Source organism: Streptomyces sp. NPDC051567, from assembly GCF_044454165.1.
Taxonomy (GTDB): Bacteria; Actinomycetota; Actinomycetes; order Streptomycetales; family Streptomycetaceae; genus Streptomyces.
Genome location: NZ_JBITDK010000008.1, coordinates 102,034 through 119,847, shown reverse-complemented (window position 1 = coordinate 119,847; position 17,814 = coordinate 102,034). Strand labels below are relative to the sequence as shown.

Below are 17,814 nucleotides of genomic sequence, written 5' to 3'. Positions count from 1 at the left end.
CGCCCTCGCGGCGGCCGGGGCCAGGGGGCGGATCGTCGTCCGCGACCCCGCCGAGGCCGTACGGGCCGCCCCGGCCGGGACGCGGTGGGTGTGGCGCTCCACCGCCGCCGTGTACCCCCGGCTGCTCGGGGCGGGCGTCCGCGTCGAGCGGTGCCACGACGTCGAGGGCGCCGAGCTGCTGCTGCTCGGGCACGAGGGCCGCTCCGGGGAGCCCCGCTCGGCCGCCGCCGCGTGGGCCCGGCTCACCGGGGGCCCCGTACCGGCCGATCCGCCGCAGCGGGCCGCCGCGCCCGGGACCCAGTCCTCCCTCTTCGACCCGCAGCCCGCGCCGCTCCCCCTGGAGGCGCTCCTCGCGGTCCACGCCGACCAGGCGCGACGGCTCGCCGCCACCGCCCACCCCGACCGGATGCGCCTGCTCACCGCCTCCGAGTCCGCCGCCTTCCTCGTCGCCGCCGAGATGAACCGGGCCGGGCTGCCCTGGCGGGCCGACGTCCACCGCGCGCTCCTCACCGAGCTGCTCGGCGAGCGGTACGGCGGCGGCGGGGAGCCCCGGCGCCTGGCCGAGCTGGCCGACCAGGTCTCGGCCGCGTTCGGGCGGCGGGTCCGGCCCGACCTGCCCGCCGATGTCGTCCGCGCCTTCGCCGAGGCCGGGATCAAGCTCCGGTCCACCCGCCGCTGGGAGATCCAGGAGCTCGACCACCCCGCCGTGGAACCGCTCATCGCCCACAAGAAGCTGTACCGGATCTACACCGCCCACGGCTGGGGCTGGCTCGCGAACTGGGTCCACGAGGGCCGCTTCCGCCCGGAGTTCCTCCCCGGCTCCACCCTCACCGGCCGCTGGGTCACCCATGGCGGCGGGGCCCTACAGATCCCGAAGGTGATCCGCCGGGCCGTCGTCGCCGACCCCGGCTGGCGCCTCGTCGTCGCCGACGCCGACCAGCTGGAACCCCGGGTCCTGGCCGCGATCTCCCGCGACCCGGCCTTCATGGAGGTGGCGGGGCGGCCGGAGGACCTCTACACCGCCGTCTCCCGCCAGGGCTTCTCCGGCGACCGGGACATGGCCAAGCTGGCCGTCCTCGGCGCCGTGTACGGCCAGACCTCCGGGGACGGCCTGAAGAACCTGGCCGCGCTGCGCCGCCGCTTCCCCCGGGCCGTGGCGTACGTGGACGACGCGGCGCGCGCCGGGGAGGAGGGCCGGCTCGTACGGACCTGGCTGGGCCGGACCTGCCCGCCGCCGGCGGGCTCCGGGGAGAGCGGCGAGGCCGGGCTCCCCCAGGAGCCGGAGGAGGAACCGGAGCCGGGCGGAGGCGGTGGCGGGGGCCCGGGGCCGGGGTCGGGCCCCGGCCCGGGCGGCGGGAGCGCGCGGGCCCGTGGCCGGTTCACCCGCAACTTCGTCGTGCAGGGCAGCGCCGCCGACTGGGCCCTGCTCCTGCTCGCCGCGCTCCGGCGGGCCACCGCCGGAATGCGGGCCGAGCTGGTCTTCTTCCAGCACGACGAGGTGATCGTGCACTGCCCCGCCGAGGAGGCCGGGGCGGTCGCCGAGGCCATCCGGGCCGCCGCCGACCTGGCCGGCCGGATCACCTTCGGCGAGACCCCGGTCCGGTTCCCCTTCACCACGGCGGTGGTCGAGTGCTACGCGGACGCGAAATGACCCGCCGGGGGCGGGGGGCGGGGCCGGTTCCGGGGCCAGGGCTAGTGCCGGGGCCAGGGGTGGAACCGGGGTCAGGGGCTAGTCGGCGGTGGTCCACTGCGGGCTGAGCGCGATCTCCCGCAGTTGCGCCATGGTCAGCGCCGGGGCCGGGCGGGTCGCCGCGCCGGACTGCTTCGGCGTGTTGAACGCCGAGACCACGACGCGCAGCCCGTCCGGCCGCAGCGTGTCCACGGACCACCGGACGACCCCCTTGCCACCCTTCTCGCCGGGCTGCTGCTCCTCCTTGACCTGGGTGCCGTCCGGCTCCGTGGCGGCCCCGGTGAAGCGCTCGCCCACCAGGTCCGCGCCGCCCGGCTGGACGTTGACCTGTACCAGGGACCGGCCCTTGCCGTCGTCCAGGACCGCGTACCCGTACTCGCCCTCGCCGCCCTGGGAGACGGACGGAATCCCGGACGCGCGGAGCAGGACCTCCAGCGTCTCCTCGGCCGGCTTCCCGGCCGGCGGAGCGGGTGCGGTGGTCGGGGTGTCCGGCTTGGCGGGCGGCAGATCGTTCAGGGCCGCGTGCCATCTCTCCGAGCGGACGAGCTCCTTCGACCGGACGAGGTCCAGCGGCGGGTCGGTCCGCGAGACCGGGGCCCCCTTCTCGGCCGACGCGTTGTGCTCCTGGAAGGTCACGAGGAAGCCCTGCGGCGTGGCCAGCGTGGCCCACCAGCGCTTGGTGGGCTCCCGGCGGTCGGGGTACTCGTACCCCTGGAGGAACAGCAGCCGGGAGCCGTCCGGAAGGACCTCCTCCGTGCAGTGGTCGATTTCCACCAGGTTCTTGTCGGGGCAGGTGGTCTCCTGGTGGAAGGCCCTGCCCTTCGGATCGATCCGGCGGAGGCCGACGCTGACGGCGGCTCCGCCCTTGCCTTCGTCGAAGACCCCGGCGACGTACGCGCCCAGCGGGTCGCCGGTACCGCGCGCCTGCGTGTCCGTCAGCGTGCCGTCCGGCAGCAGTTCCGTCAGGGTGGTGACCATCTGGTCGGCGCCGACGGCCCCGGAACCGGTCCGCGCCGTCCTCGCCTCGCGCGGCGACAACGGCGGCGGCGGTTCCTGTACGGCCGACGGCGGACCGGACCGGGCCGCCATGTCGGCCGGACGGGACGCTTCGCCGCCCGTGAGCCGGCCGGTGTACACACCGGCCGTCCCGATCACGGCCAGGACCAGCACCGACCCACCGGCCACGGCGGCCCGGCGCCGCGCCACCATCCGCCGCCCGCGCCGCTCACCGCCCTCCACGAGCGCGGTCGGGTCGGGGGTGAAATCGTCCCCGGCGCGCCGTAGGGCTTCGCCGAGTTTCTCTTCGAAGGGCATGCGGAATCAAACCTTCCGTTCACAGGTGGATCGGGGGCAGGGCAGAGAAATAGAGGAGGCACCGGAGAGAAAGTGCCGGGAAAGTAAACACCAGGGACCTGCACCGCCCCCCGCACCCGTACACGGCCCGGAACACGGTGGGCTCAGAGCGCGGCGAACTCGGCGAGGCTCCCGCCCAGTTGTTGCCGTAACCGGGCCAGCGCCCGCTAGTGCTGTGACCGGACCGCCGCCGAGCTGGCGTTCATCGCGGCAGCGGTCTCCTCGACACTACGGTCCTCCCCGTACCGCAGCACCAGTACCGCCCGGTCCTTGGGCGGCAGCCGCCCCAGGGCCTCCAGCAGGTCAGCCGCAGCACCGGATCGCCGTCGGCCGCCACCGCGCCCGCTTCGGGGAGCTCCCCGAAGCGGGCGCTCACCGGTCGACCGGCGGCGCTGGTGGGTGAGGAAGGCCCGGACCAGCACCGTCTGCGCGTACGCGGCCGGATTGTCGATACGGGCGATCCGGCCCCAGATCAGGTACATCCGCCCCAGGGTCTCCTGGACCAGATCCTCCGCGAGGTGCGTGTCCCCGCTCGCGAGCAGACACGCCGACCGGTACAGCTGCCCCGACCGGGCCGCCGCGAACTCACGGAACCCGTCCCTGCGACCCTGCCGCATGTCCTCCCCCTCGTGTCCGCCCCACCCCACTGACGCGACGGGAGAGCAACGGTGTTTCATCCCCCCGCCCCTTCCGGAACCACCGGAACCAACCGGAAACAGCTGGAACCACCGGAACCACACCGCCACAGCCGGTACTCAGCCGGCACTCAGCCGGCGGTGGCTGCCTGGCTGGGCAGGTCGAAGACGTGCTGCGGGGTCACGACCTGGGTGACCGCCTTGCCGAACAGGGTGCTCGGCTCGGCTCCCTCGTAGGAGACATCGGTGTTGAGCAGCACCACCAGGGTGGCCTGCGGGCCCGGCAGGTACACGGTCAGCGACTGGTAGCCGGGCAGCGAGCCGTTGTGCCCGATCCACCCCTGGACGTCGAAGATGCCCAGGCCGTACCCGGTCCCCGGGAGCCCGCTCGGGCTGGTCCGCAGCCGCTCGGCCTGGGTGGCGGGGGACAGCAGCGTCCCGGTGGCCACGGTCCGCGGGTCGCCGACCTCGGAGATCATGGCCCCGGCCGCCCAGGCCCAGGAGGGATTCCAGTCCGTGGCGTCCTCCGTCAGCCCGGAAGCCGTCTGACGGGTGTAGCCGTGGGCGTGCGGACCGGGGAACTCCGCCCCCGTGGGAAAGACGGTGTGCCCCATCCCGGCCGGCCGCACGACCTCGCGGTCGATGTAGTCGGCGAGGGCGACCCCGCTGACCTTCTCCACCACCAGCCCGAGCAGGATCGCGTTGGTGTTGCTGTACTGGAACTTCGCGCCCGGCGGGAACTCCACCGGGTGGCGGAAGGAGTACGAGAGCAGCTCCTGCGGGGTGAACGGCCGCTGGGGGTCGCTCACCAGAGCGGTGAAGAAGCCCCTGTCGTCGGAGTAGTTGAACAGGCCGCTCCGCATCCCGGCCAGCTGGCGCAGGGTGATCCGGTCGCCGTTCGGGACCCCGGACACATACCTCCCGATCGGGTCGTCCAGCCCGACCCGGCCCTCGTCCACCAGCTTGAGCAGCGCGGTCACCGTGAACGTCTTCGTCTCGCTGCCCATCCGCATGTTCATGTCGGGCTGGACGGGCTCGTCCGTCACCTTGTCCGCCTCCCCGAAGGCCCGGACGTACTCCCCCTTGCCCGGCGCCGACAGCGACACGATCACCCCGGGCACCCGCGCCTCGGCCATGACCTTCTGGACGACCCCGTCCAACTGCCGCGCCAGAGCCGGGGTGAGCTGCGGAAACTCCCCGGAGGCGGGGAGGGGCACGGGTACGGGAGGGGGAAGCGTGAAGACGGGTACGGAAACGGATGCGGGGGCGAGAACGCGGACGGGGGTGGAAACGAGGGCAGGGATGGAAACGGGGGCGGAAACAGCGGCCACCGCCCCGTTCCCCATACTCACCGGCACCACCACCAGCCCCACCGCGGCCATCCCCGCCGCCACCGTGCGCCACCGTGCCGTCATGTCCGGCCTCCTGCCACCCGACGCCCCGGCCCCACTCCCCCAACCTAGCCCGCCCCCCTACCCCCGGCGAGCGGGTCACCGTCCACGACGAGGAGGCCGGCACGGCGGCCCACCCCGACCTGGCCGGTGTAGTGGGAGATGCCCAGGGCCTCCACCGCGCCCGCCGTCACCAGGTCGGTCACGCCCAAGGCCGCATGAAACACCGCCGAGGGGAGCCGCAGGCCGGCCTGCGGTGGCCGAGCCGAGTTCGAGGCCACAGAGCTCACACCGGTTCCCGGCGAACAGATGGGCACGCAATGGGCACGCGGGGACACACGGCGATCGTCGAGCGCCGCCCCGACCGGACCCCGAAAATAGCAAAACCCCCAGGTCACGGCGAGTGAGTCCTGGGGGTTCTACAGAGCCGCCTTCGGGATTCGAACCCGAGTCCCCAGGTCAGCGAGGTGCGGCCTGGGCCCTGAGTGCCGCCCAATCCACCCCGTGCCACCCCGTCCGCTCACGCATGAGCCCACCCTGGTGGTCATAGCCAAGGGATGACGTCAACGCGGGGGGGGCAGAACGCCCAACGAGCGAGCCGGCTCCCTTGGGCGTTACCCGCCCACACTGATCATTCAGGGTGAGCGAACGCCTGGAGGGCCTCCCGAGAACCGAGAGCATCCTGGATCATCTTCTCCATGGCGAAGATGTATCGCCAGACACCGAACGCTCCGAAGTCCCGGACGAAACGCGCCCAATCCTCGGCAGCTCGCTTCTTGTCCAGTACCTCCGGGTCGAGGGCATACCGCTGGTCGTCGAGATGCTGGCCGAGGTCAGCGGCGAGAAGCTGACCCTGCCCGACGTCGAGGAGACCCGGCGGCGACTCAAGGCCGGCAGGACCTGGTCGGCAGCCTGACCGTCGCCGAGTGGCTGGACCGGTGGCTGGCGGGCAAGCGGATCCGGAAGTCTGGTATCAGCCGGTACGCGACCGACGTCCGCGTACACCTCAAGCCGTACATCGGGCACCGGCGCCTCGACCGGCTGCGGGTCAGCCACCTGAGCGAGATGTTCACGGCCATCGCGGACGTCAACGCCGAGGTCCTGGGGCAGAACGCCCAGCGACGTTCTGCTGTAGAAGAGTTGACGACGATCCCGTAGAAGGGGGTGGGGAGCCGTGCTCGCCGGAAGGCGCTGAAGGCGTCGCCCGACGCGATGCCGGGCTTCCGTCGGGCGACGGGTCCGGCCACGCGCCAGCACGTGAAGGCCACGCTCCGCGCGGCCCTGAACGACGCGATCGGGCAGCAGATCATCACGTTCAACCCGGCTGCCCACGTCGAGATCGACCCGGTGCGCAAGCCGAAGGCGCTCGTGTGGACGGACGAGCGGGTCGTCAAGTGGGAGCAGACCGGCGAGAAGCCCTCCCCGGTGATGGTCCGGACGCCGGAACAGACAGGCGCCTCCCTCGACCTTGTCGCCGACGACCGGCTGTACGCGATGTGGCACCTGATCGCGTTCCGCGGCCTGCGGCGCGGGGAGGCGTGCGGGCAGCCCTGGTCGGAGACCAACCTCGACCGGCACTTCCTCACCGTGACCGGTCAGCTCGTCCAGAACGGCTGGGAGGTCGAGGCGTCCGAGCCGAAGACGGACAGCGGCTTCCGCGTCGTCGCGCTCGACGACGACACCGTCGGCGTCCTGGAGCGGCACCCCATGCAGCAAGAAGCCGACCGCGCCCAGTGGGGCTCGGCCTGGGTGAACACCGGGCTCGTCTTCACACAGGAGGACGGATCCTGGCTACACCCCGGGAAGGTGACCGATCTCTTCGAGCGGCTGGTGGCCGCCTCGTGGCTCCCGCCTATCCGGCTGCACGATCTCCGACACGGGGCGGCCACGCTCATACTGGCCGCAGACACCGACATCAAGATCGTGCCGAACAGGCTCGGGCACAGCGACACCCGGATCACGCACGACATCTACCAGAACCCTCGGGTATTGCATCTGATGGGCGAGAAATCGCAGGTCACCAGGTCAGGGCGATGCCCTATGGAGACTCTACCTACCTACCGCCTGGCCGTCTGACCTGGGGGTTTGGCAATCAGATCCCGTCTGATGCAGGATTTGCCCTCTGAAAGGGAGGGCTGGAGTGGCTCTACAGCGACGTGCCGACCTGGCTGGGGCAGCTCATCTGGAGCTGGTCTCCGGGGTGGTCCAGTTGCGTCCGCAGGACGCGATGGTCGAGGCGATGCTGCGTGGCTGGCGAGCTCAGCAGGCCGCTCGCGGGCTCCGCGAGGACACGGTCGCTCCCCGGGAACGGCTCGTGCGCCGATTCATGGCTTACACCAACGAATACCCCTGGGCCTGGACGCCAGGGCATGTGGACGAGTGGTCGCTCTGGCTGACCAGCGAGAAGCACCTCGCGCCGTCCACGATCCGCGGCTACCAGGGCGGTCTGCGCCTGTTCAGTGAATTCCTGATCGATGGCCGGTACGGCTGGGCGGTGGCCTGCGAGGACGCCTTCGGAACTCATCCGGTGGCCATCTGCCATGAGTGGAACACCATCGCTCACCTCAACGACTATGAGGGCAGCCCGGAGGCGAGACCGTTCACCCGTGAGGAGATCCAGCGTTTCCTCGACTACGCCGACGACCAGGTCGACCGGGCGATACGGTCCAAACGCAAGGGTGCTCTCGCCGCCTACCGAGACGCCACCCTCTTCAAGGTGATCTACGGGTGGGGGCTTCGCCGCACAGAGGCGGCCAAGCTCGACCTGGTGGACTTCGGACGCAACGCGTCGGCTCCGCAGTTTGGCCGGTACGGCACGCTGAATGTCCGCTACGGCAAGGCGAAGAAGGGCCAGCCGCCCCGACGGCGGAACGTACTGTCGGTGATGGACTGGGCAGTGGAGGCCGTCGCCGACTACGTGGAGAACGTCAGGCCGCGGTTCGGCTGCGAGGACAACCCCGCGTTGTGGGTGACCGAGCGGGGCGGCCGGATCAAGCCGGCGGAGATCAACGCCAGGTTCGTCACCTACCGGGACGCGCTGAAGCTCCCGAAGGCGCTGGTCGTCCACTCCGCTCGCCACGCCTACGTCACCCACCTGACGGAGGACGGAGTCGACCGGCGGTTTCTGCAACAGCAAGTCGGCCACGAGAACGACAGCTCCACGGCCATCTACACGCACGTCAGCAACGACTTCATGAACACCATGCTCCACAGGGCTCTCGCACCCGCACTTGCCGCGACTTCCTCCGCAGACAAGGACCGCTGATGGCTGCCAAGCTCGACTACCACTGGCATCTGCGCAAGATCATGGCCGACCGGGGCCTGTTCTCCACCACGGACCTCATCCCGTTGCTGAATGAGCGCGGTATCAACTTGTCCTCCAGCCAGGTCTACCGGCTCGTCGTCGAGCGCCCGGAACGGTTGAGCCTGAAGATCCTCATGGCTCTGCTTGACATCCTCGACTGCACCATGGACGACCTCATCGAGCCCATGGCCGCGGCCGGTGCCGGAACAAACACGTCCCGGACGAAGAAGGCCGTCGGCGCCGAGGCCGGTGTCGGTGATCTGCGGCCCAAGCGGGCCCGCATCCGCGGTGTCGAACGGTCGTGACCGTGAACGCGCCAGAGCACCCCGACCGTGCCGTCTCTGATCCGGTCGGGCTGATCGTGGAACTGGTCGCGGCCGTCGAAAGTCAGTTGGAGCCTGACCGGATCCGCACCATAGTCACCAGCGTCGCGGGCGGGCGCGCGAAGTCGCGTCGCCTCGCGTCGTATCTGGCCGAGCATCCCGGCGTGATCAAGGACGGCCGCTCTCCGGCTCCCAGAGCCGCTGGCGACCTGCTCATCGCTCTTCGTGAGGCCGGGGCAACGACCGTTTCACCGCCGTGTTGTGCTGAGTGCGGCAAGCAGATGCGGACCATGCAGCGCCGTGGTCAGGACTGGTACTGCTCGGTCTGCGGGCCGCAGCCAGAGGACTGCGCCAGCTGCGGAAAGTCCCGTCGTGTCACTACACGAGACCGAACCGGGAGGCCGCGCTGTGTGAAGTGTCCCGACTCCGACGGGCGGGATCCGCTCGCGGTGATTCACAGCGTCATCGCCAAGTTGGACCCGCACGTCGGTACGAGCATGGTCGCTGACGCGGTCCGCCGCACGGCACTACGGCCTGCCAACCAGCAGAAAGTGGCCTGGTCTCTCGAAGCCGACCCCTCCCTGCTGACCGGCAACGCGCACCTCGCGCCGTTCCCCGTGATCCTGCGGCTGATCGACCTGCTCGTCGATGCCGGAGTCGCCGGGGTCGTCCGGCCTGCCTGCCCCCGCTGTCACAGAGTCGTACGTATCAGCAAGCCGCTCGACGGAGAGCGGGTCTGCCGCACCTGTATCGCCCATTCCCGTATTGAGGAGTGCGCGGGCTGCGGAGCTCGCCGCGAGCCGGCCACGCGCGACGCTGAAGGGCGGCCTGTGTGTCCGAACTGCCTGAGCACCGACCCGGCGAACCTGGAGTCCTGTCTCAACTGCGGCCGACGACGGCCCGTGGGCACCCGTACCCTGGACGGTCCGCTCTGCCCGAGCTGCCCCGCCCTTCCTGTCCTGACCTGCAGTATCTGCGCAGAAAGGAAGCCCTGCGGAACCTCCCGCGTCACCGGTCGCCCGTGGTGTCCTTCCTGCCAGCGTCACTCCGCACCGTGCTCGGCCTGCGGCTGCCTCGCAACGGTCACATCCGGCACCTCTGCCCGACCTCTCTGCGCTGACTGCACCGCCCCAGAGGTCTGGCACACCTGTTCCACCTGCACCGACCCCGACTATCCCCACCCGGGCCAGTGCGTCCGGTGCCTCATCAACCAGCGTCTCAACGAACTGCTGGGCCCTCCGTCCGACTCGATCCATCCCGGGATCGAAGCCCTGCGGCGCAACATCTCCACCGCCGAACATCCCATCACCGCGAGACGCTGGCTGAACAAGCCCACGATCGGCCCTGTGCTGTCTGACCTGGCTGCTGGCCGACGGGCGCTGACGCACCAGGCCCTCGACGAGCTGCCCGACAGTCCTCCCCTCGCCCATCTCCGTCAAGTTCTCGTTGGCGTCGGAGCCCTGCCCGAACGGGACGAGCACATGGTCCGCGCCGAACGCTTCCTCACGAGTCTTCTCGCATCCCAGCAGTGCCCCGACCAGCGGAAACTTCTGCACCGCTACACACTCTGGCACCTAGTCCGGCGCCTTCGTCGACGCAACAACGGCCGACCCGCCACCCCGCAGCAGTTCCTCGCCATCCGCCAACGCACCAACGCTGCCGTCGCCTTCCTGAACTGGCTGAGGGCACACGACCTCACGCTGGACAATTGCCGACAGGCCGACCTCGACCGCTGGCTCACCGACGACTCCGCGACCTACCGCCACACAGCCGGGCACTTCATCCGCTGGGCTCGCGCCAACAAGCTCACCACCATCCACGTCCCCGCCCTCCGCTGGAACGGCCCCACCCAGCCACTCGATGACGAGCACCGCTGGAACGTCGCACGTCAGCTCCTGCACGACGACACCCTCAAGCCCGAGGACCGCCTCGCCGGGCTGCTTCTCCTCCTCTACGCCCAAGGGCCAGCAGCGATCAGCCGTCTGACCATCGAGGACGTCAAGATCGACCCTCAGAAGGTACGGATCAGCCTCGGCAATGCGCCCGTCCACCTGCCCGAACCTGTTGCGGTACTGGCCCGCATCGTCGCCGCAAACCGCAAGGGACACGCCACCATCGGGGCCCTGACCCCGTCTCCATGGCTCTTCCCCGGCGGCCAACCAGGACGGCCGATCAGCACCACACAGCTGACCCAGCGGTTGAACCAGCTCGGTATCCGACCCAACCAGGCCCGCAGCACCGCGCTCTTCCAGCTCGCCACCGAAATCCCCGCAGCGATCCTCGCCCGCACCCTCGGCATCCACACCGACGTCGCCGTCGCCTGGCAACGACTCTCCGCAGGAGACTGGGCCAACTACGCCGCCGACGTCGCCCGCCGAGGCACCCCATGACCTAGGCATTCGGACAGTTCGAATACCCGACGTCACCATTAAGCGTGCTCCCCCACGTCGGCAAGAGCGCCGCCGAGGCCACCACCAAGCTGGTCCCCCTCCAACGCAAGTCCGAGGAGGACAAGGCCCGCAAGGCCGCCGCGAAGGCCAGGTGAGCCGAGAGACGAAGGGCAAGGGGAAGAAAGCCTTACGCAAGGGCTGACAGCCGCTTCACTCACGCACGAGGTCTCGAACCCAGGCCGTCGCAACGTCGAGCTTTTCAGCCACTCACTGAGCAGCACGGTATCCGCTACCATCGGCCTCCCTGGGGGGTCAGGTTTCCGCGCGCGTCCCATGCCGTGGCGTTCAAGTCCCCCGTCGCGCAAGAGGAGCCGGGTCGCCGAGATGCCGTACGCCGCCGAAATCAGTCGCACCAACCCCGGTTGCTTCATCTTCCTCGTGGACCAGTCCGCCTCGATGAGCGATCCCATCGGCAGCGGCGAGATGGTCCAGAAGCGTGCCCAGGTCGTGTCGGACGCCATCAACCGGCTGCTGACCGAGCTGTCGGTCAAGTGCGCAAAGGAAGAGGGCGTCCGCGACTACTTCCACGTCGCGGTGATCGGCTACGGCCACACCCAGGTCGGCTCCGCCTTCACCGGCGCACTCGCCGGGCGTGACCTCGTACCGCTGGGCGACATCGCGAACAACCCCGCCCGCCTGGAGAGCCGCACGAAGAAGGTTCCGGACGGCGCCGGCGGTCTCGTCGAGACGACCGTGCAGTTCCCGGTCTGGATGGACCCGGTCACCAACGGCGGAACTCCGATGACTCGCGCCCTCGGCTACGCCGACTCCCTGGTCGCCCGCTGGGTCGACGAGCACCCGGGAGGTTTCCCGCCCATCGTCCTCAACCTGACCGACGGCGAGTCCACTGACGGCGATCCCACGAGTGCGGCCATCGGGCTCGCCTCGCACGCCACCGCCGATGGGTCGGTACTCCTCTTCAACCTTCACGTGTCCGGGGCGAGCGGCACTCCCGTCACGTTCCCCGACAGCGAGGGCGACCTCCCGGACACCTACTCCCGATTGCTCTTCCACATGTCGAGCGTGCTGCCCGGTCACATGCGTTCCTACGCCGCTTCGCAGGGCCACCGGGTCAGCGACGCCACACGCGGTTTCGTCTACAACGCCGACATCACCTCCATCGTCGAGTTCCTCGACATCGGTACGCGCGCCACGGAACTGCGCTGAGCGGCATGGGCGCACACCCGACGCCCCTCGACGTCCAGCGCTTCCTCGTGCCCAAGACAGGTAACTCGCCGGAGGAGTGTGAGGACGCCATTGGCGTCTCGTGGTCACCCGACGCGAGTTCGCTCTTCGCCGCTGTGTCCGACGGGGCGTCCGAGAGTCTGCTCGCCGGGGCATGGGCGAGGCAGCTGGTACACGGCGCCGTCGCGTCGATGGCGGCTGCCGATGACGAACCAGGGGACGGGCAGGACGGCCTGTCCGGGTCCTTCGTCGAGGACCTCCTGGCCCGCACCGTCGACCAGTGGGACGGCTACATCGCGGAATACCAGGAGGAGCGGGCGACCCACGGTCGGCCAATCGCCTGGTACGAGCAGCCGGGCCTGGAAAAAGGGGCCTTCGCCACGCTGGCGGCCGTCCACGTACGGGCGGCGTCGGCGGATCCGAAAGACCCGGAGGCTGTGCGGCCCTGGACCTGGCGGGCTTTCGCTCTCGGCGACAGTTGTCTCTTCCATCTCCGCGGCGGCCGGCTGATCACCTCATCCCCCATCACGGACGGCCATGGCTTCGGCATCACCCCTCAGCTGCTCGGCAGCCGCAACCGGGACGCCGCGCTGATCACCGAACGGGCATCGACCACAACCGGTGGACTGCGCGCGGGTGACGAACTTCTGCTCTCGACGGACGCACTGGCAGCGTGGCTGCTCTCACACCCTGAAATCAGTTCTGACCAAGCCGGAAAGCAGCTCGGAAAACTTGCCGACCTGGATGAGGAAAGCTTCACCGAGTGGGTTCAAAACGAACGTAACAGGTCCCGGATGCGCAACGACGACGTAGCCCTCATTCGCGTGCGGGTGAAGACGGAGGGGTAATGGCGGTCTCCCGCACTGGCGGACCTGTCGCCGGACGGAAATTCCCGACCGGCGCGAACTACGTGGAAGCCCTCCAGAACCCCACGCTGTGTTTCGAGGACCCGGACCTCAAGAACGGGACGGTCCAGCAGAGCCCCATGCTCGGGCCGAAGGCGATCTCCGGGAACTTCGCAAGCGTCTTCTCCATCACCGCCCCGGACGGACGGCGGTACGCGCTGAAATGCTTCACCCGCGACAGCAGCACCCTGGAGGCCCGCTACCAGGCCATCAGCAAGCAGCTCGCCGGCCTCAGGCCTGCCAAGTTGTCCCAGCCCTGGCCGGTCGGCATGGAGTATCTGCCGCACGGCGTCCTCGTCGCCGGTTACTGGTACCCGGCCCTGAAGATGGCCTGGGTGGAGGGCACCAGCCTGATCACGTGGATCGACCGGAACGTCCGGGACGCGGTGGCCGTTCTCAAGGCGGCCGAGCGGTTCGCGGCACTGGCCGCCGATCTGGAGAAGCTCGGCATCGCCCACGGCGATCTCCAGCACGGCAATCTCCTGGTCGCGGCCGACGGCACGCTCCGCCTCGTCGACTACGACGGAATGTACGTGCCCGAGCTCAAAGGGCAGGGCGCCATGGAGAACGGTCACCGCAACTACCAGTCCCCGACTCGCGCGAGCTCGGACTTCGGCCCCTCGATGGACCGCTTTTCGGAGTGGGTCATCTACCTCACCCTCGTGGCGGTCGCCACCGATCCCACCCTCTGGGATCAACTGCACGACGGTCAGGGAGAATTCCTGATCCTGAAAGAGGACGACTTCAAGGAACCGCAGTCCTCACTGGCCTGGAGTCTGCTGCTGACCCATGCAGACCCGGCCCTTCGGGCGCTAGCAGCTCAGACGCACGGCCTGCTCGCCACGGCCGCCCACACGGTGCCCCCGCTGTCCGCGGCCGGGGCGATCCCGGTCCCTGTCCCGGCTCAGCGTCCGGCCCCTGCCGCAGCTACGGCGGGTGGAGCCCCCTCCTGGCTGGCGGGGCACATTCCGCCGCAGCAGAACGTCCCTGGGGGCAGCGGGAGTGCGGGCACGCCCACCGGTACGGGCTTTGCACGCCGGCGCCCCGCAGACATCTTCTCCGGGGTCTTCGCCCTGACCGGATCTGCCGCACCGGCTGCACTGGCCGCCGTCAGCGTGCTGCCGACCGGCTACATGGCCGCCGCCCAGCTGGGAGCTCTGCTGGTATCCGGCGGGGCCCTCCACGCCACCCGACGTTCCCGCCCAGAAGCCAGGGCCTCGAAGGCCCGGCTGCGGGTCCTCCAGCAGCGGGTGAGTGCGCTGAAGGACCCCGTGGCGGCAGCACAGAAGATCCGCCAGGAGATCGAAGCCCTGGCACGGGCCAGCACGAGCCGGGACATCCAGATCAGCCAACAGGTCAAGAGCCTCCAGACCGAACTGCGCGACGAGCAGTCGCGGATCACCGTCACACTCAACAAGGAGACCGGCAATCTCAGGACCAAGCTGAGCGGACTGGCCGCCAAGGAGCAGAGACAACTGGAAGCTGCGCTGGCGTCGGCGGTCAAGACGCACGTCCAGGACAGACTCCGCCGGACTCCCATCCAGGACGTCAAGAAGCTCTCCAACATGGGCAGCGGGACGGTCATGGCCCTGACCGCCGCCGGTATCCGGACGGCCGATGACTTCACCGGGGTCCGGTACGTCCAGGGCAGCCGGTACAGCAACCGCGACGCGTATCTCATCCGGTCCAACGGTCAACAGGTCAAGGTCTCGGGTGTCGGCGAGGTCCGGGCCGCCGCGCTCGAGAGCTGGCGGACCTCGCTGGAGCAGCGTGCCCGGAATTCGGCTCCTTCCAGCGTGAGCGCCCAGGAACGGACAGCGATCCGCCAGCAGTTCGCCGCGCAGAAGAAGAAATACGAAGCGGAGATCACTCAGGCCGAGGGAGTAGCCCGACGGAAGCGCGACCAGCTCCAGCAGCGCATCACCACCAGCCAGCAGCAGGTCAGCAAGGAGAAGCAACAGCACCAGGCGGCCACGCAACGCCAGCGCGCGGTGCTGCTCCAGCGCCAGGCTCAACTCACCGACGCGAGCACCACCCACGACCTGCTGGTCACCCAGCTCGCCACAGTCGGCACGGAGCACCGTCGTGCCTTCGGCCTGCGCCGCTACCTCCGCTTTGTCGCGACGGGACACTGACCGGCCACCTGCCACGGAGCGGCCACTCTCATGCTCGCCGCCGACATCGACGTGAAGATCGTGACGGGCAATCGGGCACAGCCACACCCGGATCACGCGCGACATCTACCAGAGCGTGCTCCCCCAGGCCGGGAAAGAGCGCCGCCGAGGCCACCGCCAAGCTTGTCTCCCTCCAGCGGAAGGCCGAGCAGGAAGAGCGGGCCCGCAAGGCCACCGGAAGGCCAAGGCAAGGAAGGACGCGAAGAAGGGCTGACGCCCCCTCCGCTCACGCATCGCTCACGCACGGGGTTTCGAGCCCCAGCCACCGCACGCGCCGACCGACCCCGGAAATAGCAAAACCCCCAGGTCACGGCGAGTGAGTCCTGGGGGTTCTACAGAGCCGCCTTCGGGATTCGAACCCGAGACCTACGCATTACGAGTGCGTTGCTCTGGCCAGCTGAGCTAAGGCGGCACCGCTGGTCAGACAAGCATTCCCCCGGAGAGGTGCTCTCATCAGCAGCGGCGCCAAGTCTACAGGGTGTGGGGGGGTGCCCCTGACCGTGGGGATGTCGTGGTGGCGGGGCCCGGGGCGGGGCCGGGGTCCGGGTGTCCGGAGGCCTGGGGAGGGGTTCGTGCGGGGTGGTCGTCGTGGTGGGTCAGCACTTCTTGCCGTCGACCGGCGGCCTGCCCTGGAGGAGGTACTCGTTGATCGCGGTGTCGACGCAGTCGCTGCCGCGGCCGTACGCGGTGTGGCCGTCGCCGTCGTAGGTGAGCAGGACACCCGATTCGAGCTGGCCGGCCAGGGCCTGGGCCCACTTGTACGGGGTCGCCGGGTCGCGGGTCGTGCCGACCACCACGATCGGCGCGGCGCCCTTCGCGGTCAGCGGGTGGGCCGTGCCGGTCGCCTTCACCGGCCAGTACGTGCAGTTCAGCGAGGCCCAGGCGAGGCCCGCGCCGAAGACCGGCGACGCCTTCTCGAAGGAGGGCAGGGCTGCCGCGGCGTCCTCCGGGCCGCGGAAGGCCGGCGGCTGGTCGAGGCAGTTGACGGCGGCGTTCGCGAACATCAGGTTGGCGTACTTCCCGTCCGGCTCGCGCTCGTAGTAGCTGTCGGCCAGGGCCAGCAGCCCGGCCCCGTCGCCGTTCGTCGCCGTGGTGAGCGCCTCGCGCAGCTGGGGCCAGGCGGCGGCGTCGTAGAGGGCGGCGATCACCCCGGTCGTCGCGAGGGACTCGCCCAGCGGGCGGGCCGTCTCGCCGGTGGGCACGGGCTGGGCGTCGAGCTTGCGGAAGAAGCTCTTCAGCCGCGCGGCCACCTCGTCCGGGCCGCCCTGGCCGAGCGGGCAGTCGGGCTGCTTCGCGCAGTCCTTGGCGAAGGAGCGGAAGGCGGTCTCGAAGCCCGCCGTCTGGTCCCGGTTGAGGTCGAGGGCCGACCGGGAGGGGTCCATGGCGCCGTCCAGGACGAGGCGGCCGACACGGCCGGGGAAGAGGTCCGCGTACGTCGCCCCGAGGAAGGTGCCGTACGAGGCTCCGACGTACGTCAGTTTCTCGTCGCCCAGGACCGCGCGGAGGATGTCCATGTCACGGGCGGCCTCGACGGTCGAGACGTGCGGCAGGACGCGCTCCGAGCGGGCCTGGCAGCCGGTCGCGAACTCCTGGAAGGCGGAGACCAGCAGGGAACGCTCCGCCGGGTCGTCCGGGGTCTGGTCCACCTGGGTGAACCGGTCCATGGCCGGTCCGGTCAGGCACTCGACCGGACTGCTGCGGTCCACCCCGCGCGGGTCGAAGGAGACCATGTCGTACTGGGCGCGCACGGGCGCGGGGTAGCCGATGGCCGCGTACGCCTGGAGGTACCCGATGCCCGAGCCGCCGGGGCCGCCCGGGTTGACGACCAGCGAGCCGAGCCGCTTGCCGGGGCCGGTGGCCTGGCGGCGGGCCACCGCGAGGTCGATGTCCTGGCCGGAGCCGGGGTTCGCGTAGTCCAGCGGGGCCTTCATGGTGGCGCACTGGAACTCCGGGACACCGCAGTCGCGCCAGCTCGGCTTCTGCCCGTAGTACGGGCGGAGCGCGGCCGGGGGACCGGAGGGCGTGGCCGACTGCGCGGGGCTGCCCTTGGCCGGGGACGCGGCGGCCCGGGGTCCCCCCGAACTTCCCGAGGTGCACCCGGAGAGCAGCAGCCCGGCGGCTGCGATCACGGTTCCGGTGGTGCGCAGCAGGCGACTCGTGTCCATGCCCGGAGGGTACGGCCCCGGCGGGCCGGGATGATCCGGGAACCGGCCCCCGCCCGGCCGCTCCGGTACGGGTCTCCCGGCCGGCCGGTGGCCCCTGGCCGGTCCCCGGACCGGGTCCCGCCGGACCGGCTCCCGCCCCGGCGGCTCCCGCCCCCGCTGCGGACGACACGGCCAGGTCGCTCGTACGGGTGAACGCGCCGCCCGGGGCCGGGCCCCGGCCGCCACCACCACCGCCAGAG

At 70.3% G+C, this 17,814-nt stretch carries 12 protein-coding genes, 1 tRNA gene and 2 pseudogenes; 9 read left to right on the top strand and 6 right to left on the bottom strand.

Features of this window, described 5'->3' with window-relative positions:
• Positions 1-31 precede the first annotated feature (31 nt).
• Positions 32-1,651, top strand: coding sequence for a bifunctional 3'-5' exonuclease/DNA polymerase (locus tag ACIA5F_RS12155; protein ID WP_399351984.1), 1,620 nt, complete (start codon positions 32-34; stop codon positions 1,649-1,651).
• Positions 1,652-1,729: 78 nt separating this feature from the next.
• Here ACIA5F_RS12155 and ACIA5F_RS12150 read toward each other — a convergent pair whose 3' ends face one another.
• The 4 genes from ACIA5F_RS12150 to ACIA5F_RS12135 form a co-directional block, all read right to left on the bottom strand.
• Entirely contained in the window at positions 1,730-3,004 is a 1,275-nt protein-coding gene (locus tag ACIA5F_RS12150; protein ID WP_399351957.1) for a hypothetical protein, read from the bottom strand.
• 206 nt (positions 3,005-3,210) lie between these two features.
• Positions 3,211-3,660: a SigE family RNA polymerase sigma factor gene (locus ACIA5F_RS12145; RefSeq protein WP_399351955.1), complete on the bottom strand. Its 450-nt coding sequence runs from the start codon at positions 3,658-3,660 to the stop codon at positions 3,211-3,213.
• Between the two features lie 149 nt (positions 3,661-3,809).
• On the bottom strand, positions 3,810-5,093 hold the full coding sequence (locus ACIA5F_RS12140; protein WP_399351953.1) for a serine hydrolase domain-containing protein: 1,284 nt from the start codon (positions 5,091-5,093) through the stop codon (positions 3,810-3,812).
• Positions 5,094-5,137: 44 nt separating this feature from the next.
• Positions 5,138-5,281 carry a hypothetical protein gene (locus tag ACIA5F_RS12135; RefSeq protein WP_399351951.1) on the bottom strand — a complete coding sequence of 48 codons (144 nt, stop codon included), beginning with the start codon at positions 5,279-5,281 and terminating at the stop codon, positions 5,138-5,140.
• Between the two features lie 584 nt (positions 5,282-5,865).
• Here ACIA5F_RS12135 and xerC point away from each other — a divergent pair.
• The 8 genes and pseudogenes from xerC to ACIA5F_RS12095 all read left to right on the top strand — a co-directional run.
• A pseudogene (gene xerC / locus ACIA5F_RS12130) lies at positions 5,866-7,145 on the top strand (tyrosine recombinase XerC); the annotation flags it as partial.
• 64 nt (positions 7,146-7,209) lie between these two features.
• Positions 7,210-8,334, top strand: a complete 1,125-nt coding sequence (locus tag ACIA5F_RS12125; protein ID WP_399351949.1) for a tyrosine-type recombinase/integrase — start codon at positions 7,210-7,212, stop codon at positions 8,332-8,334.
• Positions 8,334-8,678, top strand: coding sequence for a helix-turn-helix domain-containing protein (locus tag ACIA5F_RS12120; protein ID WP_399351947.1), 345 nt, complete (start codon positions 8,334-8,336; stop codon positions 8,676-8,678). Before ACIA5F_RS12125 ends, ACIA5F_RS12120 begins: the two co-directional genes overlap by 1 nt.
• Before the next feature lie 1,364 nt (positions 8,679-10,042).
• Positions 10,043-11,086, top strand: coding sequence for a hypothetical protein (locus ACIA5F_RS12115; RefSeq protein ID WP_399351945.1), 1,044 nt, complete (start codon positions 10,043-10,045; stop codon positions 11,084-11,086).
• 41 nt (positions 11,087-11,127) lie between these two features.
• Positions 11,128-11,241, top strand: a pseudogene (locus ACIA5F_RS12110) (integrase); the annotation flags it as partial.
• Positions 11,242-11,470: 229 nt separating this feature from the next.
• A complete protein-coding gene (locus ACIA5F_RS12105) occupies positions 11,471-12,313 on the top strand; it encodes a vWA domain-containing protein (protein ID WP_399351943.1) in 843 nt (280 codons plus the stop codon).
• A 5-nt stretch (positions 12,314-12,318) separates the two neighbouring features.
• On the top strand, positions 12,319-13,179 hold the full coding sequence (locus tag ACIA5F_RS12100) for a hypothetical protein (protein ID WP_399351941.1): 861 nt from the start codon (positions 12,319-12,321) through the stop codon (positions 13,177-13,179).
• Positions 13,179-15,371 carry a hypothetical protein gene (locus ACIA5F_RS12095; RefSeq protein ID WP_399351940.1) on the top strand — a complete coding sequence of 731 codons (2,193 nt, stop codon included), beginning with the start codon at positions 13,179-13,181 and terminating at the stop codon, positions 15,369-15,371. The genes ACIA5F_RS12100 and ACIA5F_RS12095 overlap by 1 nt, the downstream gene beginning before the upstream one ends.
• A gap of 377 nt (positions 15,372-15,748) precedes the next feature.
• Here ACIA5F_RS12095 and ACIA5F_RS12090 read toward each other — a convergent pair.
• Both ACIA5F_RS12090 and ACIA5F_RS12085 read right to left on the bottom strand, forming a co-directional pair.
• Positions 15,749-15,822 (bottom strand) — tRNA-Thr (locus tag ACIA5F_RS12090).
• A 184-nt stretch (positions 15,823-16,006) separates the two neighbouring features.
• Entirely contained in the window at positions 16,007-17,575 is a 1,569-nt protein-coding gene (locus tag ACIA5F_RS12085; protein ID WP_399351938.1) for an alpha/beta hydrolase, read from the bottom strand.
• Positions 17,576-17,814: the final 239 nt, after the last annotated feature.

Coding starts and splice junctions, on each gene's coding strand:
- ACIA5F_RS12140 (WP_399351953.1), bottom strand. CDS start 5,093: ATGACGGCACGGTGGCGCACGGTGGCGGCGGGGATGGCCGCGGTGGGG.
- ACIA5F_RS12145 (WP_399351955.1), bottom strand. CDS start 3,660: ATGCGGCAGGGTCGCAGGGACGGGTTCCGTGAGTTCGCGGCGGCCCGG.
- ACIA5F_RS12120 (WP_399351947.1), top strand. CDS start 8,334: ATGGCTGCCAAGCTCGACTACCACTGGCATCTGCGCAAGATCATGGCC.
- ACIA5F_RS12085 (WP_399351938.1), bottom strand. CDS start 17,575: ATGGACACGAGTCGCCTGCTGCGCACCACCGGAACCGTGATCGCAGCC.
- ACIA5F_RS12105 (WP_399351943.1), top strand. CDS start 11,471: ATGCCGTACGCCGCCGAAATCAGTCGCACCAACCCCGGTTGCTTCATC.
- ACIA5F_RS12150 (WP_399351957.1), bottom strand. CDS start 3,004: ATGCCCTTCGAAGAGAAACTCGGCGAAGCCCTACGGCGCGCCGGGGAC.
- ACIA5F_RS12095 (WP_399351940.1), top strand. CDS start 13,179: ATGGCGGTCTCCCGCACTGGCGGACCTGTCGCCGGACGGAAATTCCCG.
- ACIA5F_RS12100 (WP_399351941.1), top strand. CDS start 12,319: ATGGGCGCACACCCGACGCCCCTCGACGTCCAGCGCTTCCTCGTGCCC.